A 19031-nucleotide genomic window follows, 5' to 3' on the forward strand; every position below is an offset into this window, starting at 1 on the left:
TTAATAACCGGTCTGATAGCACAAAAGTAGCATAATAGTTGGCATTATTCCCTGTGAGGGAGAATTTGTCGGGTAGTGAATAAAACCGGCAGATAATTCACTGTGTCGGCAGTCAATTTTGCCCTCGTTGGGGAACGTTTACTGCCGATTTTATCCAGTTAATGAAATTAATGCTGACTTAATAATTGGCGCAGGCTGCTGGAGGTCGCACGACTATCGATAAAGCGAATATCATCGACAACCCAGCAGGTGCCTTCGCGCACCATCAGGACTTCATCCTGCCAGCGATATTCATGTCCTTCGGGTGTTTTATGCACTAAATTCACCCGTAGTGGAATATGTTTGGCATCGCTATTGGGAATGGTTGACGCGCTGGCGACATCAGCATCGCTGAAATTTTTGTAGAGATTATCGATAACCTCTTTTTCAGTCGCGGCAGCTTGAGGGGTCGCTTGGCTACGGCTCTGCTGCTGTCTGGCGGTCTGAATATCCTGATAAAGTGCCTGACTCAAGAATGGACGTAATGACTCGCTTGAGTTTACGCCACCTAGCTGTTGGATTCGCAGGGAATAAAATTGTGCTGCGACTTGGTCGGGGCCACCGTCAATGCAAGGGCTGCTGCGGCTACCAATGTCCTTAAACGCGGGCGTAACAGAGGTCGTGCAAGCACTTAACAGTAATGCCAGGGGGAGTGCCAGTAAAATATTTTTATTTTTCATATTATTACCTATGTGAAATACCGGAGATACAACTCGGTTCTGCACTGACTCGATTCTGAACTTAATATAGTACAAATCACTTTTTATGTATGAGCTTAGGGTGCCGTATTCTTTCCCTGAGATTCACTTTAGTGTTGTTATAGCGATCTATCAGACATTCATTGCCGCTATTTGGGCGGTCACAATTTTAAATCTGCCTTAAGGAGTTTACCGTGCAGTTATCCACTACCCCGACATTAGAAGGTTCGACCATCACTGAGTATTGCGGTGTGGTTAGTGGCGAAGCGATTTTAGGGGCGAATTTTTTTAAAGATTTCTTTGCTAGCGTGCGGGATATTGTCGGCGGTCGGTCTGGTGCTTATGAAAAAGAACTGCGTAAAGCCCGGCAGATCGCTTTTGCAGAGTTACAGGAACAGGCTGAAGCATTGGGTGCCAATGCGATTGTCGGCATTGATATTGACTATGAAACCATTGGAAAAGATAGCAGTATGTTGATGGTCTGTGTGAGTGGTACTGCGGTTAAAGTGTCACGTTAAAGGCCGCGGGTGCAGCGGGTAGAGAGGATTCCACCGCTGCACCAACCGGTCAGAAGCCGCGCAGTTTCCCGTGTTCTTTTAACCAACGGGCGGTGCGATTAATACCTTCATCCAGTGAAATCAGCGGACGATAGCCCAATTCTTTCTCTGCGCGGGTGGTATCCAGCGTCAGATCAAAGTTCAGCTTGGCCACGCCGTAATGGGTTAATACCGGCTCTTTCTGGTTTTTGTCTCCCAATTTCTCCAGTGTTCGCGCCATAACATCCAGCATCGGATAAGGCACCGAACGGATGCGGCACGGCATATCCAGTGCATCCAGCAAATGCTGCACAATAGTGCGTAAAGGACGCGGTTGCTGGTTGGTAATGTTGTAGGCGCGGCCAGACGGCGTATGGGTGGCTTGAGTTGCCAACCACATAGCGTGGACTGCATTTTCCAGATAGGTCATGTCCACCAATGCTTCACCACCGCGGGGCAATAATAAGGTGCCGGAGTGCTTAATCATCTGCAATAAACGCGGCAGCATGACTTTATCGTGAGGACCAAATAATCCCAGTGGGCGCAGAATGGTAAAATGTGTCTGCGGGTTGGAAAGAGCCAACTGCATAACCACATTTTCACCGGCGGCTTTGCTACGGGCAAATTCATTCGCGAAACGCAGTGGGCGAAAATCTTCCTGAATATTTCGGTGATGACGGTAATCAAAATAGATCGCTGGTGAAGAGATATGCACGAAATTCTCTACGCCATAAGCGGTAGCCCATTCGCCTAAACGGCGGGTGGCGCGGACATTAGCCAACTCAAAAGCCTGCTCGGTTCCCCACGGAGAGGTGAAACTGGAGCAATGCCAGAGTGTATCCACGTCTGCCAGCATGGCTTTGGCCTGCGAGGAGACCAGATTCGTTAAATCAGCATGAATAAATTCAGCGCCCATTTTCTCCAATAGGCTACCCATAGCCTGATTACGACCAGTCGCGGTGACTTTAATGCCTTGACGGCGGAGATATTCAACGGCGTTTCGGCCTAACCCACTGGTTGCGCCGGTGACCAATACCTTCATAACGAATTCGGTTCCCACCAAAAATCAGAGTGCTGCATGATCATGATTATACGTGCAGCAAATAGGGTGCCATTCTTTCGTGAAATGATGCGCTATGCAATCAGAAAGGGCTGACTAAGCGTCGCAAACTGTGTAGTCGATCGCCAAATGCACGCTATTTGCGCGTTTCTCGGTCATATTGTTCGGCCAGTTGGGCTATTCGCTTCGCCATGCCGCGAAAAATAAACAGGTGAGCGGGCATCATAACGAACCAGTACAGTAGGCCGCTGAATCCGGCTGGATGCCACCAGGCTCTGACATCAAAACTACGTTCATTACCTAAATCTTTGATAGTAAAGGTTAGTCTCCCCAGTCCTGGCGCTTTCATACCAAATATCATCGCCAATTGGCGCAACGGTTTTAAGGTAATGACTTTCCAGCCGTCAATCAGATCACCAGGCTGTAAAGTGGGTCGATCAGGGCGACCATAAACCACGCCGCCACCGACCAAATCGTCGATCCAGGCACGGGTTTTCCACAGCGGATTACCGTAAAAATAACCTTCTGGTCCACCAAGCTGCTGCACCACATGCCACAGGGCTTCGCTGGAGGCGCAGGTCGTCAACTGGCAGCCCGCCTGTTTAGGATAGAAACCGTAACCAGGTCGCCAGCGAGCGCGAGCTTCCGGGTCGTAACCCCAATCGGCGGAATCGACCACTTCATCTTCCCGCCGCAAGGTTTCCCGTACCGCATCATCAAAACGGGTCAGATGCTGTGGAATCAGCGCTTGCAGTAGGCGGCCGTCAGCAGGTAAGTCATGATTCAGCCCCTGAATCAGAGCGCTGGCAATAGGGGTGGGAACCGAAGTGATCATGCTGATAAAGTAAACCGAGATAAAGCGGGTCGGCAACGGAATTGGGATCAACCAGCGGCGTTTACCACTGATGGCAATAAAGCGTTCAAACAGCGTTTGATAACTGATGTACTCTGGCCCGGCCACGTCAAAAATGCGGTGTTCATCGGCGGGGTGATGCAAGATTTCAGTGAGATAAACCAGCAGATTATCCAATGCGATCGGCGAGGATTTTGAACGTACCCAGCGTGGCGGCGTCAGGATCGGCAGGTTGTAAACCATATCCCGCATCACCTCAAAGGCCGCAGAACCTGGGCCTACGATAATGCTGGCGCGCAGTTCGGTAACGGGAACGCCACTTTGCCGCAGCAGGTCTCCGGTCAGCTTTCTGGCTACCAGATGAGGCGAACTGTTGTTATCAGGCTGTAACGCCCCAAGGAAAATGACCTGCTTAACGGAGGATTGTCTGAGTGCTTGTTGCATATTATTGGCGGCCAGTCGTTCCTGCTCGACCAAATCGGTGCTGTCGCCCATCCCATGCACCAAATAGTACAACACATCAATATCTTGTAATGCCGAGGTGAGCGTTTCTGGTTGATATAAATCAGCAAAACAGCAACGAACATTTGGCCATTCCTGCTCTTCCAACCATTCAATCCGGCGAGCGGCAGCGGTAACCTGATGCCCTTGTTGGCACAGGCGGGGAATTAAATTCTGGCCGATGTAGCCACTGGCCCCTAACACCAGGATTCGTTGCGGTGTCATGATCATTCCTCAATGATATTTTTCAGTCACGCGGTGATGTGGACGCCCTGCATGATGGTATCAGCAGAGCGTCAAACAGCGAAAATCATTACTTTCAGTTATGTGCAGCAAGAAACTCGCGCCACAGGCTGACAACTCGCTCCAGATCGGCACGGCTGACATTCAGGTGAGTTATCATTCGGGTAACAGGACCGGCGCTGATTAGCACGCCGCGTTCACGCATCCACGCCCCCATTTGGGCGGCGAGTTCAACCGACTGGCGGATATACAGCACATTGGTTTGCGCACCCGGTGCAATAATTTCCACACCCAATTGCTGCAGTTGGCGTTCCAGCCATAGCGCATTATCATGGTCTTGCTGCAATCGGGCTACATTGTTCTGTAGTGCAAACAGACCAGCTGCCGCCAGAATACCGGCCTGACGCATGCCACCGCCGGTCATTTTGCGCCAACGGCGTGCGCGTTTGATATAGTCTGCACTCCCGCATAGCAGTGAACCCACCGGCGCTCCTAACCCTTTGGAAAGACAGATGGTCAGCGTATCGCAATATTGGGTTATTTCCGGCAGTGGCAGATTCAGCGCCACTGCCGCATTCATAATCCGCGCGCCATCAATATGCAGCGCCAACTGGTGTTCACGGGTCAATTCCCACGCTTGTTGCAGGTAACTTATCGGTAGGACTTTACCACTGTGGGTATTTTCCAAGCTGAGCAGGCGCGTTTGTGCAAAATGAATATCATCCGGTTTAATGGCGGCCAGGACTTTATCCAGCGGCAGGCTGCCGTCATCATTGGCATCAATCGGCTGTGGCTGAATACTGCCGAGCACAGCGGCACCGCCAGCTTCATACAGATAATTATGAGCTTTCTGCCCAACAATATATTCTTCGCCACGCTGACAGTGGCTCAGCAACGCCACCAGATTAGCCTGAGTACCACTGGGTAAGAACAGTGCGGCGGCTTTACCAGACAGCTTTGCTCCTTCGGCTTCCAACGCGTTGACCGTCGGGTCATCGCCATAAACGTCATCGCCAACCTCGGCATTAGCCATAGCTTCACGCATAGCGGTGCAAGGGCGAGTGACTGTGTCACTGCGTAGATCAATAAACATAAAGGAAAGGCTCCCGGTAACGAAAAGGTAAACCATCATAGCGGGATTGTTAAAACAAGAAACAAGAAACAAGAATGGAGGTTAATGACAAAGTGCTCGCCGCGCTGAAAACCGGCAGATCGCCAAGACGCCGTGAATACCTCCTTGTCGACTCGTTCCGCGCCATCTCTGGCGCTGACGCTTGATTTATCTATCTATTTTCCCACCAAAGATCGCCGGAACGAGGTTTATCAGCAGTCTGAATGGCGATATTTTATTTATTACTAGAATGGGTTGGCGAAGCAGTTGGGTGTTGATAAATAATATCTGGCAGGGAGAATCGCACCCTGCCAGTATTGGTTGCTTCATCAGACACCATAAACAGCATGGTTGCCGTTGATGGCGTGGGATCAGGCCAATTGGGTATCGCCGTGTAATTGACAGCTACATGCCAACACATAGCCTTGGGCAATTTCTTCTGGCGTCAGCGTCATGGTACTGGTGGTGGTGTAATTTCCGCCGATAATCTGCGTCTTGCATGATCCGCAGACTCCGGCCCGACAGGCGGCGCTTACCGGCAACTGATTTTCCTCCAGAGCGAACAGCAAGGATACACCCACTGGTACCGCTAAACGGCGCAGAGGGCGATTAACGGTCAGCGTGAGTTGATTTTCAGACTGCGGCACTTCGGTGCCAATATGGAATTGTTCTTTCTGGAAATGATCGGCGGCAACCTGTTGCTCACGGCAATAATTCTCTACCCATGCCATATAAGCAGCCGGGCCGCAGGTCATCACCTGACGTTGACGAATATCCGGTGCCACTTGTTGCAGTATTTCTGCTGAAATTCGACCGCAGATAAAACCCGCTCTGGCATCAGATTCCGCCATCAAAGTGAGATGCAACTGTTGGGGATGTGCCTCAACTAATGCCTGCCATTCTGCGGAAAAAATCACGTCATCGGGGGTTCGGACGTTAAAAATAACTTGAATATCGACTTGGGTTCGGTGTGCCAATAGCCAACGGCACATTGACATAATTGGCGTGACACCGCAGCCAGCCGCTAGCATCAGGTAGCGGTTAGCCGTTGTCTCGACACAAGTAAATTCGCCTTGTGCATCGGACAGCCACAAATAATTGCCCGGTTTGACTTCCTGCGTGAGCCAGCGCGAGCCAACCCCATCGGGCAGGCAACGGATCGTGAGACGGATAAAGCGACTCAGACCCGGTGATGATGACAGCGTGTAAGCGCGCAGAGTTTCATCGCTATGGTGAATGCTCACCAACGCGTACTGGCCTGGCTGATAAGGATAAAAGTCATGGTTGATTAATTGCAGGCTCCAGACATCGGGCGTTTCCTGCACAATAGAGTGTACCTGCATACGATTAGGGCACATCGGTGTAGGCATAGTCATAGCAAACCTCATGGTGGTGTCGAGTAAAAGCGGCCAGCAGGTGCTGGCCGCATGACCTTTTAGGCCACCAAAATGTCGTTCAAATCTTGTTCGACCGAGGTGATCGGACGCATACCAAACTTTTCATTTAGAATGGCCAGCAGATTATCGGTCAGGAAGCCCGGAGCCGTTGGCCCGGTATAGATATTTTTGACGCCAAGAGACAGTAAGGTCAGCAGGATCACAATGGCTTTTTGCTCGAACCAGGATAGCACTAAGCTCAGAGGCAATTCATTGACGCTACAGCCCAGTTGTTCTGATAGTTTTACCGCTAACATAATGGCGGAATAAGCATCATTACATTGACCGACATCCAGCAAGCGTGGCAGTCCCTCTAAGGTACCGAAATCCAGTTTATTAAAACGGTATTTCCCACAGGCAAGGGTCATGATCAAGCAATCTTGCGGAATACTGCGGGCAAAATCGGTGAAATAGCTACGTTCATCCCGACTACCATCACAGCCACCGACCAAGAAGATATGGCGCAGCTTTTTGCGCGAAACCAGGTCAATTACCGTGTCTGCGGAGTTCAGCAGAGTCTGACGACCGAAACCGACAGTAATCATGTGTTCCAGCTCGTTGTACGGGAAGCCAGCCATGCTTTGCGCCTGAATAATAATCGGTGAAAAATCATCGCCTTCCAGATGATTGACGCCTGGCCAACCTACGATACTGCGGGTCCAGATTCGATCGCCATAATTGCCGACATTCGGATCGATAATACAGTTGGATGTCATCACGATCGGGCCAGGGAATTTGGCAAATTCCACCTGCTGATTTTGCCAACCGCTACCATAGTTACCGACCAGGTGACGGAATTTCTTCAGTTCTGGATAGCCGTGCGCTGGCAGCATTTCGCCGTGGGTATACACATTGATATCCAGCCCTTCGGTCTGTTCAAGCAACATTTGCAGATCTTTCAGATCGTGACCGGAAATGAGAATAGCTTTACCGGCTACTGGACGCACATTCACCGCCGTTGGCTGTGGGTGTCCGTATGCTTGGGTTTCGCCGCTGTCCAGAATCGCCATGACGTTGAAATTCATCTGGCCGATGCCCATGGCATGATTTAGTAAGGTATTGACATCGCGGGGCTGAGTCCCCAGCCATGCCATAAACTCATGATATTGAGCGTAAATTGTCTCATCAGATTGGCCCAGAACATGGGCATGTTCCATATACGCCGCTGCGCCTTTCAAACCATACAGACACAGCATCCGCAGGCCGTGGATATCATCGCCGACCTCAGCCTTATCGCTATTGAGAGCGAATTGTTGAGATTGCTGTTGCAGGGTTGGAATATCATCTGCCAGCAATTGCAGTTCGGCCATGGGATGGTCAACATTGGCTGTGGCATCCAGCAGACGGCAGCGCGCGGCAAGAGACTCGCGTAACACAATGGTTTCACGGGCGTAACCGATAATGCGTTCTGAATCAAAATTGACATTAGTCAGCGTTGAGAAGAATGCTCGGGGAGCAAAACTATCGATTTCCGCATCGATAATACCGAGTTGGCGAGCCTTCAGTGCCCAAGCGGATAATCCTTGCAACACTGCCACCAGCAAGTCTTGCAGATCGGAGGTTTCAGCGGTTTTTCCGCACATGCCCTGAGCGTAAGAGCAGCCGTTACCTGCCGGAGTACGAATGGTTTGTTCACATTGCACACAGAACATGATGGTTTCCTTTTAAAAGTGCATTTGTAATGCGTGTTTAAAAGCATAGATGTCTGGCACGGCCTTAAAAAGGCTTTTTTAATGCAACTTTAACTTATGTTGATTTGGCGCAATTTTTCTTACGAATGAGACTTTTTCGCTTTTATTCGCGGAGGGAGAAAATAATGGATTGTAAAATAACGGACTCAGACTGCTGACAAATCTTACCCCAGCAATCTCTGTTTTCACCGTTGCGAGCACTTTATCATGAATCTCAGTGGGTTATAAAACAACCCACTGAGATTAAATCAAGAGAAGAGGGCGATCAGCACGGGAGCCAGTAAACTGAGCAGGAAGCCATGAACAATCGCGGCTGGCACCATTTCCAGGCCGCCGCTGCGTTGCAAAACCGGTAAGGTAAAATCCATCGAGGTGGCGCCACATAAACCCAGGGCGGTTGAGCGGCTGCGGCGTACCAAGGTCGGAATAAGCATAATGGCCACTAACTCGCGAGCCAGATCGTTGAAGAAGGCGGCGCTACCAATCACGGGTCCGAATGCATCGGTTAACAAAATGCCGGAAAGGGAATACCAGCCGTAGCCTGACGCAATGGCTAAACCTGTTTTTAGCGGAAGCCCAAGGAAGAATGCGGCTAAAGCACCGCCAGCCAGCGCACTGACGGCAACCACAATTGCGACTATTGTCCCACGACGGTTAAGTACGATTTGCCGCAACGTCATACCACTATTACGTAACTGAACACCGACCAGCAATAACAGGAAAATCAGCGCCAGTTCGCTACCTTTGGCCGCAAATTGCAGTGGCGGCCACTCGGTTAAACCGAGCAAGAATCCCCCCATAACCACGCCACACAGCTTTAAGGATTCCAGCACCATATGCAGACGGGAAGGCAAGGTTTCCTGGCGGTGGGTATTTTTCCACGGACGCCGATGTTCCAGTAAAAACAGCGCCAGCAAATTAGCACAAAAAATACACAGGAAGCAGACGCTGGCGTATTGAAAAATAAGTAACAGGTTAGCGCTGAGATTTTCCAAAAATGCCAGACTTATCCCCATAAAAAATAAAATAACGTAAACCATCCAGCTTAATAAACGGTTAATCGCCTGAATTAAAGATTTACGGCTAAGGGGAATTAAATAACCGATAATTAACGGCAAAAGAATAATCAGCAATCCTGAATACATATGAGTTAAACCGTCCTGTTCGCGGCTAGCTGAATGAGCAGACATAAGGCTATAACTGATTGGTAATAGCCATTAAATCGGGCATTGTTAGGTAATGGCAACAAGCTATCTAAAAATGCTGGTAGAGTAAAGCCAGAACATTGGCGCTTTGTCTGACCTGAACGAGTTTTTAGCGTCATCCTTATTCATGTCAGCGCAGAGGTGGCTGGCGATGATTTAACTTCGCATGGGAGGCGTAGATATGTTTCTTGAACGCGTAGAAATAGCGGGTTTTCGCGGTATTAACCGGCTTTCACTGACGCTGGATGATAATACGGTACTGATAGGTGAAAACGCTTGGGGCAAATCGAGTCTATTGGATGCGCTGACATTATTGTTATCGCCGGAGCCACAACTTTATCATTTCAATGTGCAGGATTTTTATTACCCACCAGGCGATGAAACGTCAAAAGAGCGCCATCTTCAGGTTATTTTGACCTTTTGCGAAAAAGATATCGGCCACTGGCGTATTCCGCGCTATCGCCATTTAACCCCGATTTGGAACCCATGCGAAGACGGTTTACATCGTATTTACTATCGGGTGGAAGGTGAGTTGGCTGACGACGGCACCGTGTGTACCTGGCGTACTTTTCTCGATATTGAAGGTTTGCCGCTACCATTGCACGATATTGAAAAATTGGTGCTGGCGGTCATTCGTATCCATCCGGTATTACGCCTGCGGGATGCCCGTTTTATTCGGCGACTGCGTTCTAGCGTACCGGATAAGGTTCCGGGACAAGACAAAGCAGCGCTCAATCAGCAACTCGATCAACTGGGGCGTGAATTGGTGCGTAATCCGCAAAAACTCACCAATACCGAACTGAGACAAGGGCTGGATGCCATGCGGCAATTACTCGACCACTATTTTGCCGAGCAGGGATCCCAAATAACGCAGCGACATCATCGCCCGCGTCCGCAGCCCGAGCGTCAGGCGTGGCAGGCTTTAGATAGTTTTAACCGCATTATTGCCGAGCCGAACAGCCGAACGATGCGACTGATTTTGTTGGGTATGTTCTCCACGCTGCTTCAGGCAAAAGGGCCAATTCGTCTCGATCCACATGCCAGACCACTCTTATTGGTGGAGGATCCAGAAACCCGTCTACATCCTATTATGTTGTCGGTTGCCTGGGGGTTGCTCAATCAACTGCCTTTACAACGTATTACCACCACTAATTCCGGTGAACTGGTCTCTCTGGTGCCGGTTGAATGTATTTGTCGATTGGTGCGTGAGTCTGCCAAAGTGGCGACTTACCGACTTGGGCCAAAAGGCATGACAGCAGAAGACAGCCGCCGTATCGCGTTCCATATTCGTTTTAACCGACCTTCAGCACTGTTTGCACGCTGCTGGTTGCTGGTGGAAGGTGAAACGGAAATCTGGCTGCTCAATGAGTTGGCTCGTCAGTGTGGCTATCATTTTGAGGCTGAAGGCGTGAAAGTGATCGAATTTGCTCAAAGTGGCTTGCGCCCATTACTCAAATTCGCCAACCGGATGGGTATTCAGTGGCACACGCTGACTGACGGCGATGATGCCGGTAAGAAATATGCCGCGACTGTGCGTGATATGGCGGATAGAAATCGTGAAAGTGAGCGCGACCGTCTCACCATGCTTCCAGCTCCGGATATGGAACAATTTCTCTATCGCGCAGGTTTTGGCGAAGTTTACCATCGTATTTCGGGCATTCCGATGAATGCCAAAATGCCACCGCGCCGCGTGATAGAGAAAGCTATTCACCGCACATCAAAACCGGATCTGGCTATTGAGGTTGCCACTCAGTCTGGGATTTGGGGAGTGAATGCGGTACCTCCAATTCTGAAAAAGATGTTTTCCCGCGTGGTTTGGTTGGCTCGTGGACGGGCGGATTAGCCGTCAAAGTGGGGGTGATAGCGGCATGCTGAAAATGCGCAGCAATACCGGTTTCCAATTGATCTAACAATTGGTAACGACGACGGTATTCAGCGCGTTTTTTACTGGCGATGTCCTCAATAACTTTACGGGCAATGCGAGTCGGTAAAGCATAGTATCCATCGTCGGCTTTCTTACCGCCCAAAGATTGCCAGAAGTCATCGTAATTGGCGTGCAGTTTGTCTTTTTTCTGTCGGCGATAACGCCAGTTTTGGTAAATATGGGTACTATTTCCGACAGCAATAATCTGCGAGATCCCCATTGATTTAGCCAAACAATAAGCCGCTTCCAGCAACAAACGTTTCGGGAATAAACCGTGGCACTCTTTGGTGCTGATTTGAATTTTCTCATGAGGAATCTGCGATGCAGCACCTTGTAACCCGCCAATAAATAAGGTTTTCTCCTGCCGATACATCATCAGATTGAATGTCAGTAATGCCAGTATTTCTCCCTGCGGATTGGCAAACATCAACGTGGCCTCACCTTCCTTATTAAGGCTGGGAAGTGTGCCGAGAAAGAGAGAGAAAACCTGCTCATGACGCCCGGTGACATCGGCCAGTTTAAACGGGCTACCCTGAATATAGCCCAAACCCAGACTGGTTGGCATAAGCTCATTCACCAATTGGTAATGATCTTTTATGGCCTGCAGGCCCTGACGCTTAGTCAAGTTGGCGCTGAGGTAGGGGCGGTGGAGTTTACAAGGGAAATCCGGCTGTGATTGTAGCAGGGTACCTAGCTGAGGATTACCCGCCAGTTCACTGAGTAATCCCAGCGTAACCTGCGGGAAAACCAACGTCCTGGCGAGGGATTTCCAGCGGAAAATCGGCTTATGCCATGAGCCAGGTAGATTCGCATCGCCCTTAACCAGCCGTGAAATTAATTGCCAGCGATTGACCTGACCAACGTTTGCTGAGGATGCATTGAGCAAATACATAGAATATCCATTTCGTTAACTAATCATAAAGTAATTAAAACAAGAGGGAACTAAACGGGGACTAAATGTATCTGAGGCAAGTATTGTTATTATGATTTCTGGTTTATGTTCTGTTTATATTAGAGTGATTGTTGGATGATAATTTACTCTTTAGTGATGGGATTCTTCGTTAGTACTTCAGTATTCAGCATTAACTTTAAAAAGGTGGGGTAATAATTTGACGTGGTTTGATGGACGTAAACGACGCTGGATTTTGATCATTCTGATTCTGGCTATAGGTGGTTTTTTTGCGATCAAGGGTGGGATGGCACCGACACCGATACAGTATCAAACAGTGAAAGTCACTCATCGTGACTTGCAGCAAAACGTACTGGCAACGGGTAAATTAGATGCTGTACGCAAGGTTGATGTGGGAGCCCAGGTGAGTGGGCAACTTGAGCGGCTGTACGTTGCGATTGGCGATAAAGTCAAACAAGGCCAGCTTTTGGCCATGATTGATCCGCAACAGGCGCAAAACCAGATTAAAGAAGTTGAGGCGACGCTACAGGATCTGAATGCGCAATTGTTGCAGGCCAAGGCCGAGCAGCAATTGGCCGAAGTCACGTTACGTCGTCAGCAGGCACTAGCGAAACTGCAGGCGGTATCTCGTCAGGAACTGGATCAGGCAGCGACTACACTGACGGTGAAAAAAGCCAATGTTAGCGCCATTGATGCGCAGATCAACAAGGCTAAGGCTAGTCTGGCGACCGCCAATATCAATTTGGATTACACCAAGATTTCCGCACCAATGGACGGTGATGTAGTGCAAATTACCACCCTGCAAGGCCAAACCGTAATCGCGGCGCAACAAGCGCCAAATATTTTGACGCTGGCTGATATGAGTACCATGCTGGTGAATGCACAGGTTTCTGAAGCGGATGTTATTCACTTGAAACCGGGTTTAAAAGCCTCCTTCACCGTATTGGGCGATCCGAGCAAAAGTTTTGATGGTGTACTGAAAGATATTCAGCCAACCCCAGAAAAAGTGAATGATGCAATTTTCTATTCCGCGCGCTTTGAAGTGCCGAACCCGAATGGTGTATTGCGGCTGCAAATGACTGCTCAGGTTTCTATCCAATTAGCCAAAGTCGAAAACGCCAAAGTGATCCCGTTGTCGGCGTTGGGCAATGAATTAGGCGTTAATCGTTACGAAGTGGCGATCTTAAAAGAGGGAAAAGAACAGCCGCGCGAAGTGACCATTGGTATTCGCAACAATGTTGACGCGCAGATTCTCAGCGGGCTTGAGGTGGGTGATGAAGTGATTACCAGCCGTGGTGTTGCGGAGAAAACATAATGGCGGCTTTGCTTGAGTTAAATAGCATTCGGCGAAGCTATCAATCCGGTGAGCAAACGGTCGATGTGCTGCAAGACGTTTCGTTGGAAATTAATGCCGGTGAATTGGTCGCCATTATTGGTGCATCTGGATCGGGTAAATCGACGCTGATGAATATCCTCGGCTGCCTTGATAAACCGAGCGCGGGGATATATCGCGTAGCCGGGCAAGATGTTGGCCAAATGGATAATGATGCGCTGGCGGCGTTACGCCGTGAGCATTTTGGCTTCATTTTCCAACGCTACCATTTATTACCGCATTTAAGTGCAGCGCATAACGTTGAAGTTCCAGCCGTTTATGCCGGTGTAGGTAAAAATGAGCGACGAGAACGCGCCAAAATGCTGCTGACCCGTTTGGGGTTAGGAGATCGAGTCAGTTATCGCCCCAGCCAGCTTTCCGGTGGACAACAGCAGCGAGTCAGTATTGCCCGAGCGCTGATGAACGGTGGGCAGGTCATTCTGGCGGATGAGCCAACCGGAGCGCTGGATAGCCATTCCAGCGTTGAAGTGATGGCGATTCTAAAGCAGTTACAACAGCAGGGTCACACGGTAATTATTGTGACTCATGATCCCACCGTCGCGGCTCAGGCCGATCGGATTATTGAAATCAAAGATGGCCATATCATGGCTGATTCGGGCAGTAAAGCTCCGGAAAAGCCGATAGTGTCAGAGCCGCTTAGCCTTTCACCGCCAGCACCATCGTGGCAACAATTAGGCGGGCGTTTCCGCGAGGCTTTGCTCATGGCTTGGCGCGCCATGGCCTCCAACAAGATGCGTACTGCACTCACTATGCTCGGAATCATCATTGGCATCGCCTCGGTGGTATCCATTTTGGTGGTGGGCGATGCCGCTAAACAGATGGTACTGGCAGATATCCGAGCTATTGGTACCAATACCATTGATATTTATCCAGGCAAAGATTTCGGTGATGACGATCCCAGTAACCGGCAGGCGCTTGTCTATGGTGATATGGCGGCATTAAAAGCTCAGTCTTATGTTAATGCGGTTTCACCGGTAATATCCGGCAGTATGCGGTTACGCTTCGGTAATACTGATGTTGCCGGTAGCGTATCTGGCGTGAGTTCCCAGTACTTCCGCGTTTACGGCATAAAAATCGATCAGGGAACGGCCATCACTCCGGATCAGGTAGAACGGCAGGTTCAGGTGGTGGTGATTGATCGTAATACCCAGCGTCGCTTATTTCCTCATATGAACGACGTGATAGGGCAGGTCATGTTGATCGGTAATATGCCCGCAACCATTATTGGTGTTGTGGAAGAGAAACAGTCAATGTTTGGTAGTAGTAAAGCACTACGGGTGTGGATTCCCTACACCACCATGGCTAACCGATTGATGGGTAAATCCTATTTTGATTCGATTACCGTTCGAATCAACGACGGCTACAACAGTAAGGAAGCGGAGCAGCAGTTGGTGCGTTTGCTGACGTTACGCCACGGTAAGAAAGATATCTTTACCTACAATATGGACAGCTTGTTGCAAACGGCAGAAAAAACCACGCGAACGATGCAGCTGTTCCTGACATTGGTGGCGGTGATTTCGTTAGTGGTTGGTGGTATTGGCGTGATGAATATCATGCTGGTTTCCGTCACCGAACGGACGCGTGAAATCGGTATTCGTATGGCCGTGGGTGCGCGATCCAGTGATGTGATGCAGCAATTTCTTATTGAGGCCGTTTTGGTTTGTCTGGTGGGGGGAGCCTTGGGTATAACGCTGTCATTTGCTATTGGAATGGCCGTGCAACTGGTTCTACCTAGCTGGGAAGTCACCTTCTCGACCACGGCGCTGATCAGTGCCTTCTTGTGCTCAACGGTAATTGGGGTGGTATTCGGCTATCTGCCGGCTCGCAGTGCGGCCAGATTAAACCCGATCGACGCCTTGGCACGAGAATAAGTGAACAGACGGCACCTATCTAATGGCGTAACATTAATGGATTAACGCAGTATAAAAACAAAAATGCCAGTCGAATAGCGGCTGGCATTTTGAATCGCAGTGACTTTGGTGTCAGGCAATGGCTATCATGTCCAACGGCACAATCAGACTGGCATGATTGCCTTTGGGGCCTTGATGGATATCAAAGTTAACTTGTTGACCCGCTTTCAGCGTTCGATAACCATCCATCTGAATTGTGGAATAATGTGCAAAAATATCTTCGCCGCCGTTTTCCGGGCAGATAAACCCAAAGCCCTTGGCGTTATTGAACCACTTAACAGTACCTGTCTCCATACTTCTACATCCCTCGCAAGGTTATTTTAATTTTAGATGAGGTAATCGCCGGTTAAAGTGAATGCAAGTTGGTTAAAACTTCAGCAGTCCACAAATTTACACTCTAGTGGAAATGCGATTAACGTCAAGTGGGCGGCTTTTCTCATCGCGGATGAGTTCATAAAAGTTTGATGCAGATAACGCTATTGCGTTTATTTGGTTACAATTTTGCTATTTTGGATGCGAGTTTTTTCGCCGGTTTCTAAAGCGGCACTTCACCGCAAGAGATGTTAAAATAACAATAGAAATCGATACAGAATGGTCTTATAACCGGTACTGAATGTTGCTTTTGTATGATTCAGTGAAATGATGGGTAAGCAATGGGCAATAACAACGACTGGCTGAATTTTGAGCATTTAGTCAAAGATAAACAAATCGATGCGCTAAAACCGCCGTCTATGTATAAAGTTATACTTAACAACGACGATTACACACCGATGGAATTTGTGATTGACGTTCTACAAAAGTTCTTTTCTTATGATATTGAGCGTGCAACCCAGTTGATGTTGAACGTTCATTATAAAGGGAAGGCAATTTGTGGGGTGTTCACTGCGGAAGTTGCAGAAACAAAAGTTGCACACGTAAATCAATACGCCAGGGAGAACGAGCATCCATTGCTTTGTACGCTGGAAAAAGCCTGATTAAGGCAATTTATTGGGGAGGTGCCTATGCTCAATCAAGAACTTGAACTCAGCCTTAATATGGCTTTCGCCAGAGCGCGTGAGCACAGACACGAGTTTATGACCGTGGAGCACCTGTTGCTGGCATTACTCAGCAACCCTGCCGCGAGAGAAGCGCTAGAGGCCTGTTCGGTTGATTTGGTGGCGTTACGCCAAGAACTGGAAGCCTTTATCGAACAAACCACGCCGACATTACCGGCTACCGAGGAAGAGCGAGACACCCAACCTACGCTAAGCTTCCAGCGCGTACTACAACGCGCCGTTTTCCATGTTCAGTCATCCGGTCGCAATGAAGTTTCCGGTGCGAACGTACTGGTTGCCATCTTTAGTGAACAAGAATCTCAGGCGGCTTATCTGCTGCGTAAACACGATGTCAGCCGTTTGGATGTGGTGAACTTTATTTCTCATGGCGCGCGCAAAGATGAACCGGGTCAAGCGCCTAATGCAGAAAATCCGGTGAATGAAGAACCGGCGGGAGGGGAAGATCGTATGGAGAACTTCACCACCAATCTTAACCAACTGGCGCGCGTTGGTGGCATCGACCCGCTGATCGGTCGCGAGAAAGAACTGGAACGTGCTATTCAGGTTCTTTGCCGCCGCCGTAAAAATAACCCACTACTGGTTGGAGAATCTGGCGTAGGTAAAACCGCGATAGCTGAAGGTCTTGCCTGGCGCATTGTACAGGGCGATGTACCGGAAGTGATGGCGGAATGTACGCTGTACTCGCTGGATATCGGTTCTTTGCTGGCCGGAACCAAGTATCGCGGTGATTTCGAGAAACGTTTTAAAGCGCTGCTGAAACAACTGGAGCAGGATAAAGACAGCATCCTGTTTATTGATGAAATCCACACCATTATCGGTGCGGGTGCCGCTTCCGGCGGGCAAGTTGATGCAGCCAATCTGATCAAACCGTTGCTATCCAGCGGAAAAATTCGGGTTATCGGTTCAACGACCTATCAGGAATTCAGCAATATCTTTGAGAAAGATCGTGCGTTAGCACGCCGCTTCCAGAAAATTGATATTGTGGAACCGACGCCAGAAGAAACCGTGCAAATTATCAATGGCTTGAAACCGAAATACGAAGCGCACCACGATGTTCGCTATACCGCAAAAGCCATCCGAGCCGCAGTCGAACTGTCGGTGAAATATATCAATGATCGTCACTTGCCGGATAAAGCCATTGACGTTATTGATGAAGCGGGCGCTCGCAGCCGTTTGATGCCAGCCAGCAAACGCAAAAAAACGGTCAACGTATCGGATATCGAATCGGTGGTTGCACGGATTGCGCGTATTCCGGAGAAAACCGTTTCTGCCAGCGATCGTGATGTTCTGCGAAATCTCAGTAGCCGTCTGAATATGCTGGTATTCGGGCAGGATAGGGCGATTGAAGCTCTGACCGAAGCTATCAAGATGAGCCGTGCTGGTCTGGGTCATGAGAACAAGCCCGTTGGCTCCTTCCTGTTTGCTGGTCCGACTGGGGTAGGTAAAACGGAAGTCACGGTGCAACTGGCTAAAGCTTTGGATATCGAGCTGTTACGCTTTGATATGTCAGAATATATGGAGCGTCATACGGTCAGTCGCCTGATCGGTGCGCCTCCGGGCTACGTCGGTTACGATCAGGGTGGCCTGTTGACGGATGCAGTTATCAAACATCCTCATGCGGTATTGTTACTGGATGAGATTGAAAAAGCGCATCCGGATGTCTTCAACCTGCTGTTACAGGTAATGGATAACGGCACACTAACGGATAACAATGGACGCAAGGCTGATTTTCGCAATGTCATTCTCGTGATGACCACCAATGCTGGTGTGCGGGAAACTCAGCGTACCTCCATTGGTTTCCAGCGCCAGGACAACAGCACTGACGCGATGGAAGAAATCAAAAAGGTATTTACGCCGGAGTTTCGTAACCGGTTAGATAACATTATTTGGTTCAACCACTTATCGACTCAGATTATCCAACAGGTCGTCGACAAGTTTATCGTCGAGTTGCAGGCTCAATTGGACGCCAAAGGCGTTTCACTGGAAGTCAGTGATGAGGCTCGTAATTGGTTATCTGAAAAAGGCTATGACAGAGCCATGGGTGCGCGGCCAATGACGCGGGTGATTCAGGAAAACCTGAAAAAACCGCTGGCAAATGAACTGCTGTTTGGCTCACTGGTTGATGGCGGCTCTGTTTCTGTCGGATTGGATAAAGATAAACAGCAACTGGCTTATGAATTCCAAAGTGCGCAAAAACGTAAAACGGAAGGTGCGGTACACTAAGTGCAACATTATCAGTTAAGTTGACGTCAGAAGTTGAAATCAACAGTTGAATAAATGGAAGGGCGATAGCGATATCGCCTTTTTATTTTTCTGTCAATTTTTTCTGTCAATCTGCTGGGCGCTACTACGCTGAGATATCGCGCCGAAAAGATAAATTGCAAAAAAAGCAAAACGCCCTAGCCAATAAATGGTAAGGGCGTCGGAGGGGGACTACATCCTCAGAGCTCGCTAGCGACTAGCGAC

The 19031-nt window shown here is 49.2% G+C and carries 15 protein-coding genes; 6 read left to right on the plus strand and 9 right to left on the minus strand.

Translation table 11 applies throughout. From position 1 onward, the window contains the following. Positions 1-167: 167 nt before the first annotated feature. Entirely contained in the window at positions 168-719 is a 552-nt protein-coding gene (locus DJ39_RS09315; RefSeq protein WP_004717303.1) for a lipoprotein, read from the minus strand. A 212-nt stretch (positions 720-931) separates the two neighbouring features. Here DJ39_RS09315 and DJ39_RS09320 point away from each other — a divergent pair, with 212 nt between their 5' ends. Beyond that, positions 932-1255, plus strand: coding sequence for a heavy metal-binding domain-containing protein (locus DJ39_RS09320; protein WP_004717306.1), 324 nt, complete (start codon positions 932-934; stop codon positions 1253-1255). Positions 1256-1304: 49 nt separating this feature from the next. Here DJ39_RS09320 and DJ39_RS09325 read toward each other — a convergent pair whose 3' ends face one another. The 6 genes from DJ39_RS09325 to DJ39_RS09350 form a co-directional block, all read right to left on the minus strand. Continuing rightward, positions 1305-2315, minus strand: coding sequence for an NAD-dependent epimerase/dehydratase family protein (locus DJ39_RS09325; protein ID WP_004717308.1), 1011 nt, complete (start codon positions 2313-2315; stop codon positions 1305-1307). Positions 2316-2469: 154 nt separating this feature from the next. Further along, positions 2470-3912 carry a DUF2867 domain-containing protein gene (locus DJ39_RS09330; RefSeq protein ID WP_038251321.1) on the minus strand — a complete coding sequence of 481 codons (1443 nt, stop codon included), beginning with the start codon at positions 3910-3912 and terminating at the stop codon, positions 2470-2472. 94 nt (positions 3913-4006) lie between these two features. Next, positions 4007-5023: a low-specificity L-threonine aldolase gene (gene ltaE, locus DJ39_RS09335; RefSeq protein ID WP_004717312.1), complete on the minus strand. Its 1017-nt coding sequence runs from the start codon at positions 5021-5023 to the stop codon at positions 4007-4009. Positions 5024-5412: 389 nt separating this feature from the next. Beyond that, the gene (hcr, locus tag DJ39_RS09340; protein ID WP_038251323.1) at positions 5413-6417 is read right to left on the minus strand and encodes an NADH oxidoreductase; all 1005 of its coding nucleotides are present in this window, start codon (positions 6415-6417) and stop codon (positions 5413-5415) included. Positions 6418-6476: 59 nt separating this feature from the next. Beyond that, positions 6477-8129: a hydroxylamine reductase gene (hcp, locus tag DJ39_RS09345; RefSeq protein WP_004717316.1), complete on the minus strand. Its 1653-nt coding sequence runs from the start codon at positions 8127-8129 to the stop codon at positions 6477-6479. A gap of 287 nt (positions 8130-8416) precedes the next feature. After that, positions 8417-9313 carry a LysO family transporter gene (locus DJ39_RS09350; RefSeq protein ID WP_038241508.1) on the minus strand — a complete coding sequence of 299 codons (897 nt, stop codon included), beginning with the start codon at positions 9311-9313 and terminating at the stop codon, positions 8417-8419. A 241-nt stretch (positions 9314-9554) separates the two neighbouring features. Between DJ39_RS09350 and DJ39_RS09355 the strand changes: the two genes are divergently transcribed. Beyond that, positions 9555-11216 (plus strand): ATP-dependent endonuclease, encoded by a 1662-nt coding sequence (locus tag DJ39_RS09355; protein WP_004717321.1) that lies wholly within the window; start codon positions 9555-9557, stop codon positions 11214-11216. Here DJ39_RS09355 and DJ39_RS09360 read toward each other — a convergent pair. Continuing rightward, positions 11107-12189, minus strand: coding sequence for a VirK/YbjX family protein (locus DJ39_RS09360; protein WP_071815365.1), 1083 nt, complete (start codon positions 12187-12189; stop codon positions 11107-11109). The genes DJ39_RS09355 and DJ39_RS09360 overlap by 110 nt on opposite strands. A gap of 217 nt (positions 12190-12406) precedes the next feature. Here DJ39_RS09360 and macA point away from each other — a divergent pair, with 217 nt between their 5' ends. Both macA and macB read left to right on the plus strand, forming a co-directional pair. Next, complete coding sequence (macA, locus tag DJ39_RS09365) at positions 12407-13522, plus strand: macrolide transporter subunit MacA (protein WP_038241510.1); 1116 nt, start codon at positions 12407-12409, stop codon at positions 13520-13522. Next, positions 13522-15471, plus strand: coding sequence for a macrolide ABC transporter ATP-binding protein/permease MacB (gene macB, locus DJ39_RS09370; protein WP_004717322.1), 1950 nt, complete (start codon positions 13522-13524; stop codon positions 15469-15471). The genes macA and macB overlap by 1 nt, the downstream gene beginning before the upstream one ends. 111 nt (positions 15472-15582) lie before the next feature. On the opposite strand, the gene cspD is transcribed toward macB, so the two are convergent. After that, the gene (gene cspD / locus DJ39_RS09375) at positions 15583-15804 is read right to left on the minus strand and encodes a cold shock-like protein CspD (RefSeq protein ID WP_004717324.1); all 222 of its coding nucleotides are present in this window, start codon (positions 15802-15804) and stop codon (positions 15583-15585) included. Positions 15805-16163: 359 nt separating this feature from the next. Between cspD and clpS the strand changes: the two genes are divergently transcribed. Both clpS and clpA read left to right on the plus strand, forming a co-directional pair. After that, positions 16164-16484, plus strand: a complete 321-nt coding sequence (clpS, locus tag DJ39_RS09380; RefSeq protein ID WP_004717325.1) for an ATP-dependent Clp protease adapter ClpS — start codon at positions 16164-16166, stop codon at positions 16482-16484. Positions 16485-16511: 27 nt separating this feature from the next. Continuing rightward, positions 16512-18788 carry an ATP-dependent Clp protease ATP-binding subunit ClpA gene (gene clpA / locus DJ39_RS09385; protein ID WP_004717327.1) on the plus strand — a complete coding sequence of 759 codons (2277 nt, stop codon included), beginning with the start codon at positions 16512-16514 and terminating at the stop codon, positions 18786-18788. The last annotated feature ends 243 nt before the right edge of the window (positions 18789-19031 follow it).

It is taken from the genome of Yersinia ruckeri ATCC 29473, assembly GCF_000754815.1.
Classification (GTDB): Bacteria; Pseudomonadota; Gammaproteobacteria; order Enterobacterales; family Enterobacteriaceae; genus Yersinia; species Yersinia ruckeri.

Coding starts and splice junctions, on each gene's coding strand:
- DJ39_RS09315 (WP_004717303.1), bottom strand. CDS start 719: ATGAAAAATAAAAATATTTTACTGGCACTCCCCCTGGCATTACTGTTA.
- DJ39_RS09325 (WP_004717308.1), bottom strand. CDS start 2,315: ATGAAGGTATTGGTCACCGGCGCAACCAGTGGGTTAGGCCGAAACGCC.
- DJ39_RS09330 (WP_038251321.1), bottom strand. CDS start 3,912: ATGACACCGCAACGAATCCTGGTGTTAGGGGCCAGTGGCTACATCGGC.
- ltaE (WP_004717312.1), bottom strand. CDS start 5,023: ATGTTTATTGATCTACGCAGTGACACAGTCACTCGCCCTTGCACCGCT.
- hcr (WP_038251323.1), bottom strand. CDS start 6,417: ATGACTATGCCTACACCGATGTGCCCTAATCGTATGCAGGTACACTCT.
- hcp (WP_004717316.1), bottom strand. CDS start 8,129: ATGTTCTGTGTGCAATGTGAACAAACCATTCGTACTCCGGCAGGTAAC.
- DJ39_RS09350 (WP_038241508.1), bottom strand. CDS start 9,313: ATGTATTCAGGATTGCTGATTATTCTTTTGCCGTTAATTATCGGTTAT.
- DJ39_RS09355 (WP_004717321.1), top strand. CDS start 9,555: ATGTTTCTTGAACGCGTAGAAATAGCGGGTTTTCGCGGTATTAACCGG.
- DJ39_RS09360 (WP_071815365.1), bottom strand. CDS start 12,189: ATGTATTTGCTCAATGCATCCTCAGCAAACGTTGGTCAGGTCAATCGC.
- macB (WP_004717322.1), top strand. CDS start 13,522: ATGGCGGCTTTGCTTGAGTTAAATAGCATTCGGCGAAGCTATCAATCC.
- cspD (WP_004717324.1), bottom strand. CDS start 15,804: ATGGAGACAGGTACTGTTAAGTGGTTCAATAACGCCAAGGGCTTTGGG.
- clpS (WP_004717325.1), top strand. CDS start 16,164: ATGGGCAATAACAACGACTGGCTGAATTTTGAGCATTTAGTCAAAGAT.
- clpA (WP_004717327.1), top strand. CDS start 16,512: ATGCTCAATCAAGAACTTGAACTCAGCCTTAATATGGCTTTCGCCAGA.